This is a genomic window from Actinomadura sp. NPDC000929 (assembly GCF_040492065.1).
In the GTDB taxonomy this organism is placed as follows: Bacteria; Actinomycetota; Actinomycetes; order Streptosporangiales; family Streptosporangiaceae; genus Spirillospora; species Spirillospora verrucosospora.
The window spans coordinates 18,751-37,252 of the sequence record NZ_JBEUPA010000075.1 but is presented as its reverse complement, the minus strand read 5'-3'; the positions used below and the strand labels follow the sequence as shown (position 1 = coordinate 37,252).

General features: G+C 74.9%; 19 protein-coding genes. 9 read left to right on the top strand and 10 right to left on the bottom strand.

Annotated features, from left to right (window positions below):
* Window positions 1-29 precede the first annotated feature (29 nt).
* Together ABWI04_RS24420 and ABWI04_RS24415 are read right to left on the bottom strand one after the other, a co-directional pair.
* The gene (locus tag ABWI04_RS24420; RefSeq protein ID WP_345177362.1) at window positions 30-455 is read right to left on the bottom strand and encodes a DUF4267 domain-containing protein; all 426 of its coding nucleotides are present in this window, start codon (window positions 453-455) and stop codon (window positions 30-32) included.
* 54 nt (window positions 456-509) lie between these two features.
* A complete protein-coding gene (locus ABWI04_RS24415; protein WP_345177359.1) occupies window positions 510-1,151 on the bottom strand; it encodes a hemerythrin domain-containing protein in 642 nt (213 codons plus the stop codon).
* Window positions 1,152-1,269: 118 nt separating this feature from the next.
* On the opposite strand from ABWI04_RS24415, the gene ABWI04_RS24410 reads away from it, so the two are divergent.
* Window positions 1,270-4,518: an ATP-binding protein gene (locus ABWI04_RS24410; protein ID WP_353833904.1), complete on the top strand. Its 3,249-nt coding sequence runs from the start codon at window positions 1,270-1,272 to the stop codon at window positions 4,516-4,518.
* Between the two features lie 64 nt (window positions 4,519-4,582).
* Here the strand turns inward: ABWI04_RS24410 and ABWI04_RS24405 are convergent, their stop codons facing one another.
* Window positions 4,583-4,891, bottom strand: a complete 309-nt coding sequence (locus tag ABWI04_RS24405) for a Rossmann-fold NAD(P)-binding domain-containing protein (RefSeq protein ID WP_353833903.1) — start codon at window positions 4,889-4,891, stop codon at window positions 4,583-4,585.
* Between the two features lie 357 nt (window positions 4,892-5,248).
* On the opposite strand from ABWI04_RS24405, the gene ABWI04_RS24400 reads away from it, so the two are divergent.
* From ABWI04_RS24400 to ABWI04_RS24380, 5 genes are all read left to right on the top strand, one after another.
* The gene (locus tag ABWI04_RS24400; protein WP_345177302.1) at window positions 5,249-5,566 is read left to right on the top strand and encodes a hypothetical protein; all 318 of its coding nucleotides are present in this window, start codon (window positions 5,249-5,251) and stop codon (window positions 5,564-5,566) included.
* Window positions 5,563-6,600, top strand: coding sequence for a peptidoglycan-binding protein (locus ABWI04_RS24395; RefSeq protein ID WP_353833902.1), 1,038 nt, complete (start codon window positions 5,563-5,565; stop codon window positions 6,598-6,600). The genes ABWI04_RS24400 and ABWI04_RS24395 overlap by 4 nt, the downstream gene beginning before the upstream one ends.
* Complete coding sequence (locus ABWI04_RS24390) at window positions 6,597-7,298, top strand: ABC transporter ATP-binding protein (protein WP_353833901.1); 702 nt, start codon at window positions 6,597-6,599, stop codon at window positions 7,296-7,298. The genes ABWI04_RS24395 and ABWI04_RS24390 overlap by 4 nt, the downstream gene beginning before the upstream one ends.
* Window positions 7,295-8,476, top strand: coding sequence for an ABC transporter permease (locus ABWI04_RS24385; RefSeq protein ID WP_353833900.1), 1,182 nt, complete (start codon window positions 7,295-7,297; stop codon window positions 8,474-8,476). The genes ABWI04_RS24390 and ABWI04_RS24385 overlap by 4 nt, the downstream gene beginning before the upstream one ends.
* 76 nt (window positions 8,477-8,552) lie before the next feature.
* Complete coding sequence (locus tag ABWI04_RS24380; RefSeq protein ID WP_345177290.1) at window positions 8,553-8,915, top strand: hypothetical protein; 363 nt, start codon at window positions 8,553-8,555, stop codon at window positions 8,913-8,915.
* Window positions 8,916-8,922: 7 nt separating this feature from the next.
* Here ABWI04_RS24380 and efeU read toward each other — a convergent pair whose 3' ends face one another.
* The 4 genes from efeU to ABWI04_RS24360 all read right to left on the bottom strand — a co-directional run bounded on the left by efeU (window position 8,923) and on the right by ABWI04_RS24360 (window position 12,228).
* Window positions 8,923-9,786 carry an iron uptake transporter permease EfeU gene (gene efeU, locus ABWI04_RS24375; RefSeq protein WP_353833899.1) on the bottom strand — a complete coding sequence of 288 codons (864 nt, stop codon included), beginning with the start codon at window positions 9,784-9,786 and terminating at the stop codon, window positions 8,923-8,925.
* Between the two features lie 91 nt (window positions 9,787-9,877).
* Entirely contained in the window at window positions 9,878-11,083 is a 1,206-nt protein-coding gene (locus tag ABWI04_RS24370; RefSeq protein ID WP_353833907.1) for an HRDC domain-containing protein, read from the bottom strand.
* Between the two features lie 214 nt (window positions 11,084-11,297).
* A complete protein-coding gene (locus ABWI04_RS24365) occupies window positions 11,298-11,864 on the bottom strand; it encodes a DUF3000 domain-containing protein (RefSeq protein ID WP_345177285.1) in 567 nt (188 codons plus the stop codon).
* 151 nt (window positions 11,865-12,015) lie between these two features.
* On the bottom strand, window positions 12,016-12,228 hold the full coding sequence (locus ABWI04_RS24360; protein WP_345177284.1) for a hypothetical protein: 213 nt from the start codon (window positions 12,226-12,228) through the stop codon (window positions 12,016-12,018).
* 226 nt (window positions 12,229-12,454) lie between these two features.
* Between ABWI04_RS24360 and hemE the strand changes: the two genes are divergently transcribed.
* Window positions 12,455-13,471 carry a uroporphyrinogen decarboxylase gene (gene hemE / locus ABWI04_RS24355; RefSeq protein ID WP_449718876.1) on the top strand — a complete coding sequence of 339 codons (1,017 nt, stop codon included), beginning with the start codon at window positions 12,455-12,457 and terminating at the stop codon, window positions 13,469-13,471.
* Here hemE and ABWI04_RS24350 read toward each other — a convergent pair.
* Both ABWI04_RS24350 and ABWI04_RS24345 read right to left on the bottom strand, forming a co-directional pair.
* Window positions 13,468-14,457 (bottom strand): DUF4349 domain-containing protein, encoded by a 990-nt coding sequence (locus ABWI04_RS24350; protein WP_353833898.1) that lies wholly within the window; start codon window positions 14,455-14,457, stop codon window positions 13,468-13,470. The genes hemE and ABWI04_RS24350 overlap by 4 nt on opposite strands.
* Before the next feature lie 94 nt (window positions 14,458-14,551).
* Entirely contained in the window at window positions 14,552-15,667 is a 1,116-nt protein-coding gene (locus tag ABWI04_RS24345) for a hypothetical protein (RefSeq protein WP_353833897.1), read from the bottom strand.
* A gap of 126 nt (window positions 15,668-15,793) precedes the next feature.
* Between ABWI04_RS24345 and hemG the strand changes: the two genes are divergently transcribed.
* Both hemG and hemQ read left to right on the top strand, forming a co-directional pair.
* Window positions 15,794-17,227: a protoporphyrinogen oxidase gene (gene hemG / locus ABWI04_RS24340; protein ID WP_353833896.1), complete on the top strand. Its 1,434-nt coding sequence runs from the start codon at window positions 15,794-15,796 to the stop codon at window positions 17,225-17,227.
* Window positions 17,224-17,922: a hydrogen peroxide-dependent heme synthase gene (hemQ, locus tag ABWI04_RS24335; RefSeq protein ID WP_345177277.1), complete on the top strand. Its 699-nt coding sequence runs from the start codon at window positions 17,224-17,226 to the stop codon at window positions 17,920-17,922. The genes hemG and hemQ overlap by 4 nt, the downstream gene beginning before the upstream one ends.
* Window positions 17,923-17,952: 30 nt before the next feature.
* Here hemQ and ABWI04_RS24330 read toward each other — a convergent pair whose 3' ends face one another.
* The gene (locus ABWI04_RS24330) at window positions 17,953-18,483 is read right to left on the bottom strand and encodes a MarR family winged helix-turn-helix transcriptional regulator (RefSeq protein WP_353833895.1); all 531 of its coding nucleotides are present in this window, start codon (window positions 18,481-18,483) and stop codon (window positions 17,953-17,955) included.
* Window positions 18,484-18,502 lie beyond the last annotated feature (19 nt).

The following is an 18,502-nucleotide window of genomic DNA, read 5'->3' as shown; positions in this document are numbered from 1 at the left end:
GCCGCCGGCCGCACCCGCGGCCGGCGGGGTCAGGCGTGCCGCGGGGCGGGCGACGCCGGAGCGGCCGCGCCCCTGCGGGTCTCGCGCATGATCAGCAGGCCGTTGACCACCATCAGCGTCGCGGTCAGGCAGTGGACGCCGAGCGCGGTGGCCACGGAGCCGTGGTGGCCCAGCACGGTGGCCATGTCGCCGTACGCGGCGAGGGCCCCCACCAGCAGCGCCCAGCCCAGCGCCCGGCGCTGGCCCGTCACCAGCAGGACGCCGAAGACCAGGGCCAGGACGACGTCGCGGATCCCCTTGATGATCAGGAAGCCGCCGCCGTCGCCGGACGGCCAGGTCGGCAGGCCGAAGCTCGGCGCGGTGGTCTCCGGGCTCAGGATGAACTCCGTCCCGAACCAGAGGATGAAGAGGACGAAGGCGGCGGCCAGGGCGGTGTTGATGTTCTTCAGCGACATCGTTCTTCTCCTTGCGGGTCTTCGGTGAGCTTGCTGGGTGGTGCGTGGGTCTGGTCAGGCGGCGCGGACGCGGCGGATGTGGCGGGCGTAGCGGGGGCGGCCGATGACGTGCCAGATGCCGCGTACCGGTCTGGGGAGGGCGGAGAGGAGGATGGCCCGTTCGGCCGGGTCCGCGTCCTCCAGGACGAGACCGAAGAGCGTGAGCAGGGTGAGCTTGGGCGTGTGGGCCACCAGGTGGTCGCCCAGGGCGGCCCACTCCTGCTCGGTGATGTGCTCGGCCGCGAGCGGAAGGAGGGTGGCCTCCTCGTCGTCGAGGTGTTCGAGCAGGACCGCGCGGTGCTCGGCGAGGGCCGCCACGAGGGTGTCGCGCTCGTCGGCTCCGGCGGCGGCCTCCCATGCCGGGACGGCGGCGTCCAGCCTGGTCATCGTGGCGGCGACGCGCTCGTGCTGGGCCTCCATGCGCAGAACGACGTCCGCCTCCAGATCCACCCGGGACAGGAGCGGCGGCCACAGCAGCTCGTCCTCGCCCTCGTGGTGGTTCTTCAGCCCGAGCCGGTAGTCGCGGAAGTGGTCGGCGATCACTTTGGCGCGGGCGGTGTCACCCGGGGCGACCGCCGCGACGAGCTCCATGAGCAGCCGCGACTCGCGGCGGAAGGCGCGGTGGACGATCTCCATGTCCTGGGTGTCGACGCTCATCCTGTCCTGCCCTTCATCCGTCCTGTTCGACGTGCTCAAGGCTGCTCCCGGACGTTTGGAAGGCACTTGGAGCCGACTTGGAACGCCTCCGCCGGCCGCGCGTACGATGTGTGGCCTCATGGTCTTGATCAGGGTGCTGGGCTCGTTCGCGGCCGAGGCGGGGGGCGAGCCCGTTCCTCTCGGTGGACCGCGGCAGCGGGGCGTCCTGGCCCTGCTCCTGGCCGCGCGCGGGCACGTCGTGCCGGTCGACCGGATGGTCGAGGACCTGTGGCGCGGCGAAGCGCCGTCCCGCGCCCTGGCGTCGTTGCAGGCGTACGTCTCCAACCTGCGCCGCCTGCTGGAGCCCGGCCGCCCGCCGCGGGCCCCGGCGCGCCTTCTGGTGAGCGCGGCGCCCGGCTACGCGCTGCGGCTGCCGCCGAGGTCGGTGGACGCGTGGCGCTTCGAGGAGATGCTCGACGAGGCCCGCGCGCTCGCCGATCCCCGTGACGCCCGCGCGCGGCTGGACGAGGCGCTGGCGCTGTGGCGCGGACCCGCGTTCGCCGAGGTCGCCGACGAGCCGTGGGCCGCGGCCGAGACCGCCCGGCTGAACGAGCTGCGGGTGGTCGCCCGCGAACTGCGCGTCGCCGCGGGGCTGCGGCTTGGCGACCCCGCGGCGGTGGTGCCCGAGGCCGAGGGCCTCACCCGCGACGAGCCCCTGCGCGAGGAGGGTTGGCGCATGCACGCTCTCGCGCTGTGGAGCAGCGGGCGCCAGGCCGACGCCCTGGCCGCCCTCCGCCGCGCCCGCGCCGTCTTCGCCGACGAGCTGGGCCTCGACCCCGGCCCGGACCTGGTGACCTTGGAAGAGGCGATCCTCACCCAGCGCACGGAGGTCCTCCGCTCGGCTGTTCCGGCCCCAGCGTCCCGTTCCCAGGCGACCGCGCCGCCGCCTCCGGAGAACGGGCCCGGCGCGACAACGTTCGTGGGGCGTGAGGGCGAGCTCGCGGCGCTGGTGGCGGCCGCCGGGGAGGCCACCGCCGATGGGGCGCGGGTCGTGCTCGTCACCGGGGAGGCGGGTCTCGGCAAGTCGACGCTCCTTGAGCACTTCGGGGCGCGGCTCGGACGGGACGGGTGGCTCGTGGCCGCCGGGCGCTGTCCCGAGGTGGACGGCGCGCCGCCCGCGTGGGCGTGGGTCGAGGCACTGCGGACGGTGGCGTCGAGCGTCCCGCCGGGAGAGTTCGCGGACGACCTGGCGCCGCTGCTCTCCGACTCCGCGACGATGGACGACGACGCGGCGGCCGGACGGTTCCGGCTGCGGCGGGCCGTGTGGAACTGGCTCGCGGCGGTCGCCGCCGACCGGCCGGTAGCCGTCGTCCTGGACGACCTCCACTGGGCGGACGCCGCCACGCTGGAGCTTCTCCGCGGTTGCGTCGGCGCACGGGCCCCGATCCTGGTCGTCGCGGCGTACCGCGCGGACGAGAGCGAGCGCCTCACCGACACTCTCGGGTCCCTCGCCCGCGCCGCGCCGCTCCGGCTTGACCTGCCCGGACTGGAAGGCGACGCCGTCGCGGAACTCGTCCGCGCCGAGTGCGAGGCCGACGACGCGACCGTGGCCGGGATCGCGGAGCGGACCGGCGGGAACCCGTTCTACGTGCGGGAAAGCGCGCGGCTGCTGAACGGCGAGGGCGCGCTGGTCGCGCTCTCCGAGGTACCCGACGGTGTACGGGACGTGCTGCGGCGCCGGCTCGCGCGCCTCCCGCAGAGCGGCGTGTCCGTGTTGCGGCTGGCGGCCGTGGCCGGCCGGGAGAGCTCGGTGGACGTGCTCGTGCGGGCCGCCGACTCCGACGAGGACGGCGTGCTGGACGCCCTGGACGCGGGCGTCATCGCCGGGCTGCTCGACGAGCCCGGGCCCGGGCGCGTCCGGTTCGTTCACGCGCTGGTCAGGGACACACTGGTCGCCGACGTCACCCGGTTGCGGGCCACCAGGATGCACGCCCGGATCGCGGCCGCCCTGGAGGGCACCGGCGACGTCGCGGCGCTCGCCCACCACTACGCGCGGGCGGGATCGCCGAAGGCCGTCGGCTACTGCGTCCGGGCCGCCGAGCTGGCCGAGGCGCGCTACGCCCACGACGTGGCGGTCGCGCTCCTCACCGACGCCGTCGCCAACTCCAGCGAACCGGACGAGCGCGCCGACCTGTCCGGCAGGCTGCTGCGCGCGCAGGTCAGGGCCGGGGCCGTCGCCGCGGCGCGGGCCACGCGCGAGCGGGCCGCGGAGTACGCCGAATCGATCGGCCGCGACGATCTGGTGATCGCCGCGTTCACCGCCTGGACCGAGCCGACCCCCTGGCAGGCCCGCACGTACGGCACGGTCGACCGTCCCGTCGTGGACCGCCTCGGCCGCCTGCTCGAGCGGACCGACCTCGCCGCCGACGTGCGGTCCCGCCTCCTCACCGCGTACGCCGCCGAGCTGGCGGGCGAGGACGACCCGACGGCCATGGCGGCGGCGGGGGAGGCGCTCGAACTCGCCACCGACCCCCGCCTCCGGGCCGCGGCGCTCGTGATCCTGGCCGGCGGCCCCGACGGGGAGGAGCACGCCCGCGAACTGGTGGAGATCGGCGTCGAGCACGACCTGCCCGTCTACCGCGTGACCGGGCTGCTCGACCAGGCCGCGATCGCCGCCGCGGCCAACGACCCGGCGACCATGCGCCGCGCGACGGAGGAGGCGCTCGAACTCGCCCGCGCCTACCGGATGCCGGAGGCGATCAGCGCCGCCGAGATCGCGCTGGCGACCCTGGTGCTCATCGAGGGCCGGTTCACCGACGCCCGGCGCCTCTACACCGAGGCCACCGAACGCATGGAGCGCGCCGGATCGGTGCACGCGGGCTTCCTCGGCCTCGCCCTGGCGGTGATCTGGCTGAACGAGGGCACGCTCGGCGACCACCTGGACGACGTGCGCCTTCTCCACGAGGCGCTCGGCCCGATGGTCACCGACCTGCTCGCGCTCGCCCTCCACGCCGCCGGCCGCACCGGCGAGGCACGCCGGGCCCGCACGTCACCGCCCCCGATCCGGCCCGACTTCTTCTTCACCTTCCTGACGAGCCTGCGCGCGATGGCGATCGTCGCCCTGAACGACCGAGACGCCGCCGAGGAGATCTACGCGGACCTGCTGCCCCACCGCGACGGCCCCCCGGCCGGCGCGGAGAGCGTCTCGCTGGCCCTGCGCCCGGTCGCCCACACCCTCGGCGAACTCGCCCTCCTCCTCGGCCGCGACGACGAGGCCGCCGCCCACTTCGCCCAGGCCGCCGCCATAGCCACCCACTGGAACGCCCCCCACTGGTCCGCCGCCGCCCGCACCCACGCCCCGCCCCCAGGCACTCACAACAGCCGCTGAGGCCGGTCCCGTCTCGACCTTGCGCCCTGCTCAGCGGGTCGGACGTCGTCATGGGGCCCACAGGTCACGCCGCGCCCGTGGTCAGCCTGGTCCGGACCCAGCCGACGGCCGCGGCGGCGGGCCACAGGCGCGACGCGAGGTTCCGCGCGGTGATGCCGGGGCGTGAGGCGGGGACCATCATCGCGGCGGCCGTCGCCACGTTCGCCTGCCTCGGATCGACCAGCTCTCGGTGGGCGCTCTCGTAGCGGGCGAAGGCGCCCTCGGGGTTCGCGGCGAGTTCGGCGGCGAGGGTGTAGGTGTCGATCCGCACCCGGCTGACCGAGTCCAGCCACAGGTCGTCGGCCGCCATGGCCTGGTCGAGCAGCTCGGGCACGCGCCAGCCGGCACCGGCGTAGGCCTGGTCCAGGAGGCGCCTGTGCCGGTCCGCTGCGCCGACGGCTCAGAGCCCCGCCGGCCCGGTCACAGGGGGCGCCTAATGCGGGTTTAACCCTCTGGGGGCTCTTATGGGCTGGCCGGGGCAGGGTGCTTCGGGGAGAGGGTCGCCATGAGGGTTTGGGTTCTGGGTGTTGTCGCGGGGCTTGTGCTGGGTGTCGCCGGGTGTGGGGGCGACGGGGAAGAGAGCGGGGTCGCCAGTGCTGGTGGGGTGGCCTCGGGCTCTGCTTCGCCCAGCAGGTCGGTCTCTCCGGAGGACGCTCAACTGAAGTTCGCGCAGTGCATGCGGGACAACGGGGTGGACGTTCCTGACCCGGGGAGTGGGGACGGGCACGCGATGCGGCTGGGGAAGGGCGGTGACCGCTCGAAGCTGGAGGCGGCGCTGGAGAAGTGCCAGTCGTGGCTTCAGGCGGGCGGGAAGATGCCCGACCTCAAGGATCCGAAGGTGCGGGACCAGTACGTCAAGTTCACCCAGTGCATGCGCGAGCACGGGGTCGACATCCCGGATCCGGGGCCGGACGGGCAGATCAAGCTCCCGACCGGGCAGGTCGACCGGGGGCAGGCAGAGAAGGCGCGGGAGGCGTGCAAGGGCAGCCTGCCGGGGGTCGGGAAGTGAGGCGGGTCGCGGTCGCGGGTGGGGCCGCCGCCGTCGTGGTGGTGGTCGGCGGCGCCCTTGCCTGGAGCCGGGACGGGGGCCAGGCGCAGGGGGCGCAGGTTCCGTTGGCGACGGCGGTGGTGAGCCGGGGCGATCTCGTGGACACCGAGAAGGTGGACGGGAAGCTCACCTATGCCGATGTCCGGGATGTGTGGATCGGGGCGTCCGGGGTGGTGACCTGGGCGCCGGAGGAGGGTGCGACCGTCCGGCGCGGGGAGACGCTGCTGTCGGTGGCGGGCAAGCCCGTGACGTTGATGTACGGCGCTCGCCCCATGTACCGGGCGCTGCGTGAGGGCGTCTCCGGGAAGGACGTCCGGCAGCTCGAAGAGAACCTGCGGGCTCTCGGGTACGGCGGCATGACCGTGGACGGGGAGTTCACCGGGGCCACGACGGCCGCTGTCGAAGAGTGGCAGGACGACCGGGGGCTGGCGGAGACCGGTCAGGTCGACCCCGAGCAGGTCGTGTTCTCGGACGGGGCCTTGCGGGTGCGGGAGGTCAAAGCGCCCGAAGGGAAGCGGATCGCTCAGGGGCAGCCCGTCCTGACGGTGGCCGGGACGAGGCGGGTCGTGCACGTCGATCTGGACGCCGACAAGCAGGATCTCGCCAGGAAGGGGGCCCGGGTGTCGGTGGAGCTCCCCGGCGGGGCGTCGGTGAAGGGGACGATCAGCGAGGTCGGCAGCGTCGCCCGGACGACCGGTTCGGGGCAGGACCAGAAGACCACGGTCGGCGTCGACATCTCGATCGGGGACGCCGGGACGGGACGGCTGGACGAGGCGCCGGTCAGCGTCGAGTTGGAGAGCGAGCGGCGCGAAGGCGTCCTGTCGGTTCCGGTGGAGGCGCTGCTGGCGCTGCGGGAGGGCGGCTTCGGGGTCGAGGTCGTCGACGGGTCCAGGCGCCTGGTGCCCGTTCGGGCCGGGGCGTTCGGCGGCGGGCGGGTCGAGGTGGCCGGGGACGGGCTGCGCGAGGGCATGAAGGTCGGGGTGCCCGCCGAATGAACGACAGGGGCGCGGACATCGTGGAGCTGGCCGGGGTGGTCAAGGAGTACGGGGGCGGCGTCGCGGCTCTCCGGGGCGTCGACCTGGTGATCGCGCCGGGGGAGCTGGTGGCGATCGTCGGGCCGTCGGGGTCGGGGAAGTCGACGCTGCTGCACATGATCGGGACGCTGGACCGGCCGACGCGGGGGAGCGTGCGGGTCGCGGGGCACGAGGTCGCGGGGCTCGGGGACCGGGAGCTGTCGGCGCTGCGGGCGCGGCACATCGGGTTCGTGTTCCAGCAGTTCCACCTCGCCGCGGGGGTGAGCGCCCTCGACAACGTCGCCGACGGGCTGCTCTACCGCGGGGTCGGGCTGCGGGAGCGGCGGGAGCGGGCGCGGGCGGCGCTCGGACGGGTCGGGCTGGCGGAGCGGACGGCGCACCGGCCGCACCAGCTGTCGGGCGGCGAGCAGCAGCGGGTCGCGGTCGCGAGGGCGGTCGTGGGCGAGCCCGACCTGCTGCTCGCCGACGAGCCGACCGGCAACCTCGACTCCGCCGCGGGCGCCGAGGTGCTCGCCCTGCTGGACGAGCTGAACCGCGCCGGCACCACCGTCGCGGTCATCACGCACGACGCGGAGGTGGCGGCGCGGGCGCCGCGGCGGGTGCGGGTCCGGGACGGTCTGATCGTCGCGGACGAGCGGGCCGGGACGGTGAGCCGATGAGGCCCGCGCGGCTCGGTGCGGGCGACGTGCTGCGCGTCGGGCTCGGCGGGCTCCGGGCCCGTCCGGCGCGGGCGGTGCTGTCGGCCCTCGGGATCGCGATCGGGATCGCCACCATGGTCGCCGTCATCGGGATCTCCTCCTCCAGCAGGGAGGACCTGCTCCGGCGGCTCGACCGGCTGGGCACGAACCTGCTGACGGCGAAGCCGGGCGACACGCTGTTCGGCGACAAGGCGCAGCTGCCCGAGACGGCGCCGGAGATGGTGCGGCGGATCGGGACGGTCACGGCGGTCGGCGCGACAGGGTCGGTGGAGGCCACCGTCCGCCGCACCGACCGGATCCCGGAGGAGGTCACGCAGGGCATCGCCGTGCAGGCCGCCACGGCGGGGCTGCTCGGCACGCTCGACGTGGCGCCGGCGAGCGGGCGGGCGCTGGACGCGGCGACCGGGGGCCGTCCCGCCGTCGTGCTCGGGTCGGAGGCGGCGCGGCGGCTCGGCCTGGACCGGGCGGGCGGCCAGGTCTGGATCGGCGGCCGGTGGTTCGTCGTCCTCGGCGTGCTGCGGCCGGCGGAGCTGGCCCCGGAGATCGACCGCTCCGCCCTCGTCGGCTGGGACGCCGCCCGCCGGTACCTCGGCTTCGACGGCCACCCCACGACGATCTACGAGCGCTCCGCGGACGCGTCGGTCGGCGACGTCCGGGACGTCCTGGCCCGGACGGTCGACCCGGAGCATCCGGAGCAGGTCCAGGTCAGCCGGCCCTCCGACGCCCTGGAGGCGCGGGCCGCGGCGTCCGGGGCGTTCACCGGGCTGCTGCTCGGGCTCGGCGCCGTCGCGCTGCTCGTCGGCGGGGTCGGGGTCGCCAACACGATGGTGATCTCGGTGCTGGAGCGGCGCCGCGAGATCGGGCTGCGCCGGTCGCTCGGCGCCACCCGCGGCCAGGTGCGGGTCCAGTTCCTCGCCGAGTCGCTGCTGCTGTCGGCGTTCGGAGGCGCGGCCGGGGTCGTGCTCGGCGCGGCGGTGACGGCCGGGTTCGCGCTGTGGAAGGGGTGGCCGCCGGTCGTGCCGGCGTGGGCGCTCGGCGGCGCGCTCGCCGCGACCCTGGTGATCGGGACGGTCGCGGGACTGTACCCGGCGGCGCGGGCCGCGCGGCTGCCCCCGACCGCGGCGCTGGCGACCGCGTGAGACTGGTCACGATCTGTCCGATCGGTGCATGATTGGGGCGACGTCGACCCGCCCTGGGGGAGGTGCCCCAACCGCCATGCCGGTGCCACGCCCGCTCCGCGAGCGCTGCAGGGAGTTCCTCGGCATCGACGGGGAGATCCGCTACATCTTCCCCGCGATGACCTACGGCGGCGGTGCGGGGTTCGTCTTCGTCGTCACCGGCGACCAGGTCGCCGTGATCTCCACCGGCCCGCTGAGCCGCAGCACCCCGAAGAGCATCTGGGGCAGCTACCCGCGCGGCACCCGGATCGGGCCGGTGGAGACGGGCGTCGGGGCGTCGTTCGAGTTCGGGGGCGCGGTGTTCGAGCTCGACGACGAGTACGTGCCGGTCGTCAACGCGGCCGACGCCGAGGTCTTCGCCCGCGACAGCCTTCCCCGCGACCCGCTGCCCGACCTGTGACGCGGCGTCAGGACGTGGGCGCCGGCTCGGTGGCCTTGGCCGGGGCGGGCTTGGACGGCGACGGGCTGCGCAGGAACAGCACCATCACCGGCACCAGGTAGGCCGCCCACATGACCAGCTGAAGCCACGTGATCTGCGGGGTGACGTTCAGGACGCCCTGGAAGACGGTCTGCATCCAGTCGCCGGCGCCGCCGAACTCGGCGAAGAAGGCGTGCGGCTCCAGCGCGACCGCGTGCAGGCCGGGGAACACCTCCGCCTCCTGCAGGTCGTGGAAGCCGTAGCCGAAGACGCCGGCGGCGACGACGATGAGCGCGGCGCCCGTCCAGGTGAAGAACCGCTTGAGGTTGATCTTGAGGCCGCCGCGGTAGAGCAGGTAGCCGAGGGCGACGGCGACGGCGAGGCCGAGGAACGCGCCGGTGATCGGCTGGGCGGACCCGCCGGAGGAGTTGGAGATGTTGGTCCACAGGAACAGCGCCGTCTCCAGCCCCTCGCGCCCGACGGCCAGGAACGCCACCGCCGCGAGGGCGACCGGCCCGACGTCGAGCGCGCCCTCCAGCCTGCCCTCCAGTTCGGCCTTCATGAACCGGGCGGTCTTGCGCATCCAGAAGACCATCCAGGTGACCAGCCCCACCGCGATGATCGACAGGACGCCGCCGAACAGCTCCTGCGTCTTGAACTGCATCTCCGACGACGCGGCGCTCAGCGCGATCCCGAACCCGCACGCCAGGACGACGGCGGCGCCGATGCCCGTCCAGACGGGGAGCAGGGCCCGGCGGTTGCCGGTCTTCACCAGGTACGCGATCAGGATGCTCACGACCAGGGCGGCCTCGAGCCCCTCACGCAGGCCGATGAGGAAGTTGCCCAGCAGCATCGACGTACTCCTCGGGGGATCAACACACATGTTTTAGGCAAAGCTAACCTAAGCCAGTGTGTGCCTCGCGGCCGCCCCCGTGCAAGTCCGCCTACAGCTCACCTTTGCTTTCGAGGCGGAGGAACGCCTTGGCGATCGGCTGCGCGGTGAGCTCGACCTGCCAGCCGCGGGCGCCGAGGTCGCGCAGGGCGGCGCCGATCGCGGACGGCGACGACTCCGCGGGGGGCGTCCACGCCAGCCGGCGGACGTAGTCGGGCTGCACGAGGTTCTCCGACGGCATCGAGTGCTCGTCGGCGAGCGCGGCGACGACGGCGCGGGCGGCGGTGAGCCGCTTGGCGGCCTCCGGGTCGCGGTCGGCCCAGCGGTGCGCGGGCGGCGGCCCGTCGCCGGGCAGGTTCGACTCGGGCAGCCCGCGCTCGCCGAGATCGCGGGCGCGGGCGACGGCGCGCAGCCACGCCGACTGGTGCCGGCGGGCGCCGCGGCCCCGCATCGTCGGCAGGGCCTGCAGCTCGGCCGGGGTCTTCGGCGACTTCTGCGCCAGCTCGATGATCGCCGCGTCCTGCAGCACCCGGCCGGGGGACAGGTCCCGCTCGCGGGCGATCTTGTCGCGCGCCTCCCAGACCTCGCGGACGGCGGCGAGCGCCCGCCGGTTGCGCACCCGGTGGATGCCGGACGTGCGGCGCCACGGGTCGGGGCGCGGCGGCTTCGGCGGCGTGGTCAGGATCGCGGCGAACTCCTCGCGCGCCCACTCCAGCTTGCCCGCCGCCTCCAGCTCGCCGTGGAGCGCGTCGCGCAGCTCGACCAGCAGCTCGACGTCGAGCGCGGCGTAGCGCAGCCAGTCCTCCGGGAGGGGGCGCGTCGACCAGTCGGCCGCCGAGTAGCCCTTCTCCAGCACGAAGCCGAGGACGTTCTCGACCATGGAGCCGAGCCCCACCCGGGGGTAGCCGAGCAGCCGCCCGGCCAGCTCGGTGTCGAACAGCCGGCGCGGGACGAGGCCGACCTCGGCCAGGCACGGGAGGTCCTGGTTGGCGGCGTGCAGCACCATCTCGGCGTCGGCGAGCGCGGCGTCGAGCCCGGACAGGTCGGGCAGCGCGACCGGGTCGATCAGCGCGGTGCCGGCGCCCGCGCGGCGCAGCTGGATCAGGTAGGCGCGCTGACCGTACCGGTAGCCGGAGGCCCGCTCGGCGTCGACCGCGACGGGACCGGTGCCGGCGGCGAACGCCGCGATGACGCGTTCCAGGTCGGCCGGAGCGGTGAGCACCGGCGGGACGCCCTCGCGCGGCTCCAGCAGCGGGATGGCAGGGGGACCGGTGTCGGCCTCCGCGCCCGCCGGGCCGGGGCCCGGCCCGGCCGGACCGGGAACGCTCCCGGGAGGGGTCGCCGCCGTCTTCTCCGCACCGGCGCCCCGTTCGGGGCCGGTGGCGCGCGTTTCGGACACTCCCACTTCTTCCGTGTTCTCCCCCGCCGCCTCGGTTTCGGACGCTGTGCTCACGCCCCCTACCGTACGTCGCTCAGCCGCCCCCGCCGCCCGGCCGGTCCGGCAGGGCGGTCACACCGGTGGGCGGAAGCCCCGCCGTGGTGCACATCACCTCGCACCAGGCCAGCACGTGACCGGCGAGGTCGTCGCCCGTCGGGGACCACGAGGCGCGCAGCTCCAGCTCCGTGGTGGAGGGCTCGTCGCTCTTGTCGCCGAAGCTCTCCGACACCGCGCGGGTGATCGTCCCCGACACCCCCGCGTAGCCGGCGGGCTCCAGGGCCTCCAGCAGCCAGTCCCACGCGACGGAGCCGATCAGCTCGTCGGCGGCGATGTCGGGCTCCAGGTCGGCGCGGATGTAGGCGACGACGCGGAAGCCGTTCGTCCATCCGGAGCGGCCCTCGGGGTCGTACAGCACGATGAGGCGGCCCATGGCGACCTCGGTGTCGTCGTCGCGGTAGACGCTGCCGGACATGGCCGCCGCGTAGGGCGCCAGGCTCTGCGGGGCGGGCATGTCCTCCAGGTCGAGCTCCGGCCGGAGGGCGGGCCCGTCGAGGATCTCGCGCAGCGTGTCGACGGCCCGCTGGAAGGCGGGTGGGTTCATGGGCGGACCGGCCTGATCGCGGGGGAGGGACGGGTCGCCGGGCCCCGGCTCGGGCCGGTGGCGGCGGGGCGGGGCGGCGCCGCGGGGGGCGGCGGGAGGACGTGGAGGGGAGGCAGGCACGGCACGGGTTTCGTCTCGGGGGCCGGGCCGGTCAGGCCACGGCCCGCGCGGTGGCGGCGTCGCCGCGCGCCCGGGCGGTCTCGGAGGCCCGGGGGCGGGCCGGGGCGGTGGCGGCGGGCGGCAGGCCGACCAGGACGGCCGAGCCGCAGTCGGCGCAGGCTCGCTCGGGGCACTCCTCGCCGTGCCCGTCCTCGCACGGCGGCTGCTCGAACACCCGTTCATCACCGCAGGTGAAGCAGTACAAGGGGGAACCTCCCTCGGCTATGACACGCATCACGTTCGCACGCGCCGGTGACAGAATGCGGGACTTCGCTCGGCGTGTCCGGAAGTTCGTTGCGCCTCACGCGCCACTCCGGTGCTCTCCCGTCGGCGTTTCGTGGGACCATCACAACGTGACCGCTGACGCAGCCCGTTCGAACGACCACTCCGCGCGGACGCCTGACAACGGCGGCCTCGCCGAGAGCCCCTTCCTGCTGGCCTGCCGGCGCCGTCCGGTGCCGCACACGCCGGTGTGGTTCATGCGCCAGGCGGGGCGCTCCCTGCCGGAGTACCTGCGGGTCCGCGAGGGCGTCCCGATGCTGGAGTCGTGCACCCGCCCGGACATGATCGTGGAGATCACGATGCAGCCGGTGCGCCGGTACGCGGTCGACGCGGCGATCTTCTACAGCGACATCATGGTGCCGCTCCGGGCGGTCGGCGTCGACCTCGACATCAAGCCCGGCGTCGGCCCGGTCATCGCCGATCCCATCCGCGACGCCGCGGGCCTGGACGTGCTGCGCCCCCTCTCGCCCGACGACGTCCCGTACGTGACCGAGGGCGTGGAGGGCCTGGTCGGCGAGCTGGGCGCGACGCCGCTCATCGGGTTCGCGGGGGGCCCGTTCACGCTCGCCTCGTACCTGATCGAGGGCGGCCCGTCCAAGAACCAAGAGCGCACCAAGGCCATGATGTACGGCGAGCCGCGGCTGTGGAACCGGCTGATGGAGCGGCTGGCCGACCTCACGATCGCCTTCCTGAAGGTGCAGATCGCGGCCGGCGCGAGCGCCGTGCAGGTCTTCGACTCGTGGGTGGGCGCGGTCGCCGCGGAGGACTACCGCGAGTCCGTCCTGCCCCACGCCCGCCGCATCTTCGCCGAGATCGAGCCGCTCGGCGTCCCGCGCATCCACTTCGGCGTCGGGACGGGCGAGCTGCTCGGCCTGATGGGCGAGGCCGGGGCCGACGTCGTCGGCGTCGACTGGCGGGTGCCGCTGGACGAGGCCGTCGGCCGCGTCGAGCCGGGCAAGGCCCTGCAGGGCAACCTCGACCCGGCGGTCCTCTTCGCCCCGTGGGAGATCGTGGAGCGCCGCGCCCGCGACGTGCTGGCCCGCGGCCGCACCGCCGAGGGGCACATCTTCAACCTCGGCCACGGCGTCCTGCCGTCCATGGACCCGGACGTGCTCGCCCGCCTCGCCGACCTCGTCCACGAGGCGAGCGCCGAGAACCCGCGCTAGGCGGGCGGCGGCCCCTGCGGGGGCTCCTCGCCCGCGCCGACGGCGGCCTTCGCGTTCTCCGGCTCCGGCGTCTGCTCCGGGGCCGGTGCGGAGTCGGCGTCGCGGGCCGCGGACCGGGCGCGCCTCCGGCGGCGCAGGACCAGCGCCGGCAGCCCGATCACGGCCGCCGCGACGAGGAACGGCAGCAGCCAGCCCAGCACGGCGGCGACGCCGCCGACGAACGCGGTGAACGCGTGCCAGCCGTTCTCCAGCCCGCCGACGAAGCCGCCGCGGGGCTCGTCCCTCTCGGGCGGCGAGGTCCTGCTCACCAGGGTCACGGTCACGGTCGCGAACTGCGTGCGGTGGGCGAGCGACTTCTGGCGCGCCTGGAGCGCCTCCAGGTCGGCCTCCCGCTCGGAGATCTCCTGCTCGATGCTCATGATCTCGCCGACGGAGCCCGCCCGGCCGAGCAGCTTGCGGAACGACTCCAGCGTGGCCTTCGCGGACCGCACCCGCGCGTCGACGTCGGCCACCTCGCCGGTCACGTCCTCGGCCTGCTGGCCGAGCGACAGCTTGGTGCCGAGGTCGGCGCCGAGCCGGCCCAGCACCTCGGCGTACCGGTCACTCGGGATCTTGAGCGCGATCTCCGAGCGGGCCGGGTCGCTCGACGTCGACTCCCGCTCGACGTAGCCGCCCGCCGCGGCGACCAGCTGCTTGGCCTTGGCGGCGGCGGCCTCCACGTCCTTCGCCCGCACCCGCAGGTCGGCGGTCTGGACGACCTCGCGCCCGGTGGGCAGGGGCTTCTCCGGCCTTTTGGCGGTCCCGCTCTGCGGGACGCCCTCGGCGCGCTGGGCGCCGCTGCTCGGGAGGGCCGGCGCCGTGGCCACGCCCCGGGGGGCGGCGTCCGACGCTCCGGAGGACTGGCCGCCACCGCCTCCGCACGCGGCCATGCCCGCCGCCAGCGGCAGGACGAGCAGTGCGCAGGTGATGCTCCTGACGATCCGCATGGGGCTTGGACGGAGTGCGGCGGATCACCGTTCCCCGGGGCCGGTCGCGATCCGGGAACGAAGCGGGCACGCGGCGGTCACGGGCCGCCGGTGATCAAGGGCCGTCGGTGAGGACGACCGGCCCGCCGACGTTCACGGACCCGAGCGTCCACAGGGCGCCGGTGCCGGGGACGACGGCGAGCGCGGTCGCGTAGACGTTGCTCCGGTTCGGCACGGCGGTGGTCGGGACGCGCTCCCAGGCCCCACCGTCGTAGCGGAGCAGGCCGGGCTTGGCGGGCTCGTCGAGCGAGTGCCCGATCGCCCACAGCGTCCCGTCCCCGCCCCGGACGATCCGGGTGAGCGCGTTGAGGCCGGGGGGCGGGGCGACGCCCGTCCAGGCCGTGCCGTCCCAGTGCATCAGGACGGGCGAGGCCGGGGAGGTGCGGTAGCTGATGCCGGTGGCCCAGGCGTCGGTGGGGGAGAGGGCGATCATGTCGGTGAAGCCCGTCCCGGGGACGGGCTCGTGCACCGGGACGCTCTGCCAGGAGTGCCCGTCCCAGTGGCGTGCGGTGAGCGTCTGGTCGGCGGCGGAGACGGTGCCGAGGAACCAGATGTCGTCGTCCGCCCGGATGTAGGACGCGTTCTGCTGCATGTCCGGGATCGCGGTGACGCGCATCCAGGTGTCGCCCGTCCGGCGGTAGACGGCGCCGGCGGTGGCGACCCACACGCCGTCGGCCCTCGCCTGGAGGTTCGCGCCGACGGCGCCGGGCGGCAGCGCCACCTGCTCGAACCGCGAGCCGGTGAAGCGCGCCGCGTACGGCTCCGGCGCCGTGCCGCCGGAGCCGTACTTCGGGCCGGTGATCCACACGTCCTCGGGACCGGCCGCGTCGACGTCGGTGATGGTGCCGCGGCTGGACAGGTTCTGGAGGTCGTACTCGACCCAGCGGGCGTCCTTCCAGCGCCGGACGACGGGGTTTCCGGGGATGCTCTGCCCGGTTCCCGGGATCGGTCCGGGGATCACGAGTTCGCCCTGGTTCCCGGCGATCCAGACGCTGTCGGCCGAGGCGGCGTCCACGTCGTAGAGGCTGTTGTTCGGCCAGAAGAACGGCAGCGCGACCGGCGTGAACTCGCCGCGGGCCGCGCCCGACGCGGGGGACGCGAGCCCGCCGGTCGCGAGCGCCGCCGCCGTGAGGGCGGCCGTGAGGAGGGTGGAGGTCTTTCGAGGCATCATGTTCGCCAGTATTCACTGGCATGGTTTTGAGATCTTGTCATCTCCGTGACAAGAATCCGGCGCCCGGGCGCGGCGCCGGGCCCGCCCCGGTGCGCGATCCGGCGAGGCGTCTGGAAGGCTGGAGGCATGACCACGTCCCATGCCGTTGTCGTCGGGGGCGGCATCGCGGGCCTCGCCGCCGCGCGCCTGCTCGTCCGGGAGGGCGTCCGGGTGACCGTCCTGGAGGGCGCCTCCCAGATCGGCGGAAAGCTGCGGGTCAGCGAGATCGCCGGGATCCCGGTGGACGAGGGCGCCGAGTCGATGCTCGCCCGCCGCCCCGAGGGCCTGGACCTGGTGCGCGACCTCGGCCGCTCCGGCGACCTCGTGAACCCCGGCACCACCTCCTCGGCGATCCTCAGCCGCGGCGCGCTGCGGCCCATCCCGTCCGGCCAGGTGATGGGCGTCCCGTCCGACCTGAAGGCGCTGGCCGCCGCGCACGTGCTGTCGCCGGCCGGGCTCGCGCGCGTCCCGCTGGACCTCGTGCTGCCGGAGACGCCGCGCGGCGGGGACGTGTCCGTCGCCGGCTACATCGGCGCCCGCCTCGGCGGCGAGGTCGTCGACCGGCTCGTGGAGCCGCTGCTCGGCGGCGTGTACGCGGGACGGGCCGAGCTGCTGTCCTTCGAGTCCACGCTGCCCGCCGTCGCCGCCGCCGCGCGGTCCCACCGGTCGCTGATCCACGCCGTCCAGGGGATCCGGGACGCCGCGCCGAAGGACCCGGGCCCGGTGTTCGCCACGCTGCCGGACGGGCTCGGCACGCTCCCGCACCTGGTCGCCGCCGACATCGCCGAGGCGGGCGGGACGGTCAGGACCGGCGCCACGGTCCGCGAGCTGCGCCGCCGCGAGGACGGCTGGCGCCTCACCGTCGGCTCCGCCCGCGACCCCGAGTACCTCGACGCCGACGCGGTGGTGGTCGCGGTCCCGGCGGCCCCGGCGTCCCGCCTGCTGGAGCCGGACGTCCCCGCCGCCGCGCGGGAGCTCGGCGGCATCGAGCACGCCAGTATGGCGATCATCACGCTCGCCTACCGGGCCACCGCGTTCCCGCGGCTTCCGGAGGGCAGCGGCTACCTCGTCCCGAACGTGGAGAGCGACACGGCCCGCGGCGGCCGGGGGGTCAAGGCCGTCACGTTCAGCTCGCTGAAGTGGCCGCACCTGCGCGACCGCGACCCGGGCGTCGTCGCGGTGCGCTGCTCCATCGGCCGGTACGGCGAGGAGCACCTGCTCCAGCGGGCCGACGAGGAGCTCGTCGCGACCGCCATGGCCGAGCTCGCCGCGACGTGCGGCGTCACCGAGCTGCCGGTCGAGAGCCGGGTGACCCGGTGGGGCGGCGGCCTCCCGCAGTACAACGTGGGCCACGCCGACCGCGTGGCCAAGGTCCGGGCCGCGGTCGCCGGAGCGCCGGGGCTGGCCGTCGCGGGCGCCGCCTACGACGGCCTCGGCATCCCCGCGTGCATCGCCTCCGCGCGCGCGGCGGCGCTCCGCGTCCTGGACCATTTGCGCAGTCGAGAAGGAGTTGGACCATGACGGAGCAGCAGGGCAAGCCGAAGGCGCGCGAACTCAACAACGTGATCCGCTACACCATGTGGTCGGTGTTCCGGGTCGCGAAGCCGGGGACCGTGGGCGAGCAGGCGGCGGCGGAGGTGCAGGACCTCCTCGACCAGGCCGCCCAGAAGGACGTCACCACGCGCGGCGCCTACGACGTCGCGGGCCTGCGGGCGGACGCCGACTACATGTTCTGGTGGCACGCGCCCACGTCCGACGACCTGCAGGAGGTCTACACGCGGTTCCGGCGGACGGCGCTGGGCCGTGCGAGCGAGCCGGTGTGGTCGCAGATGGCGCTGCACCGCCCGGCGGAGTTCAACAAGAGCCACATCCCCGCGTTCCTCGCCGACGAGGAGCCCCGCGCCTACGTGTGCGTGTACCCGTTCGTCCGCTCGTACGAGTGGTACCTGCTGCCGGACGACGAGCGCCGCGCGATGCTCTCCGAGCACGGCCTGATGGCGCGCGACTACCCCGACGTCCGGGCCAACACGGTGTCGGCGTTCGCGCTCGGCGACTACGAGTGGATGCTGGCGTTCGAGGCCGACGAGCTGCACCGCATCGTGGACCTGATGCGGCACCTGCGGGGGGCGAAGGCGCGCCTGCACACCCGCGAGGAGGTGCCCTTCTACACGGGTCGCCGCAAGCCGGTCGCCGAGCTGGTCGCCGGGCTGGCCTAGCGTCCGCCGCCGGGCCGTTCCGGCCGCCCGTCAGGTGGCGGGCGGCATCAGGTCCGGCCCGCCGTCCTCCACGGCGAGGACGACTCTGCGCAGCAGGTCGGCGAGCTGCTCCCGCTCGGCGTCCGTGAGCACGCCCAGCAGGGCGTGCTCCGTGGCCGCCGACGCTCCGATCGTGTCCTGCCAGGCCCGGTGCCCCTGGTCCGTCAGATGGACCAGGAGGCGCCGGCGGTCGGCGGGGTCGGGCGCGCGCGCGACGTACCCGTCCTTCTCGAGCCGGTTCAGCCTGCCGGTGAGCGTGGCCGGGTGGGTGCCCAGGGCCTCGGCCAGCCAGGTCGGGGCGGCCCGGTAGGGCGGCCCGACCGAGCGCAGCCGCCACAGGATGTCGTACTCCCACCCTTCGAGGCCGTGCTCGGCGAGCCCGGCCTCCTTGTCCTGCCGCAGGAACCGCACGAGGACCTGCATGCGGGTCACCGCGCCTTCGATGTGGGGGTCGAGGTCGGGCAGCTCGCTGGTCCAGTGGGCGATGTGCCGGTCGATCGAGTCCGTCGCCGTGTCCTTCACCGGCGGAATATTATCATTG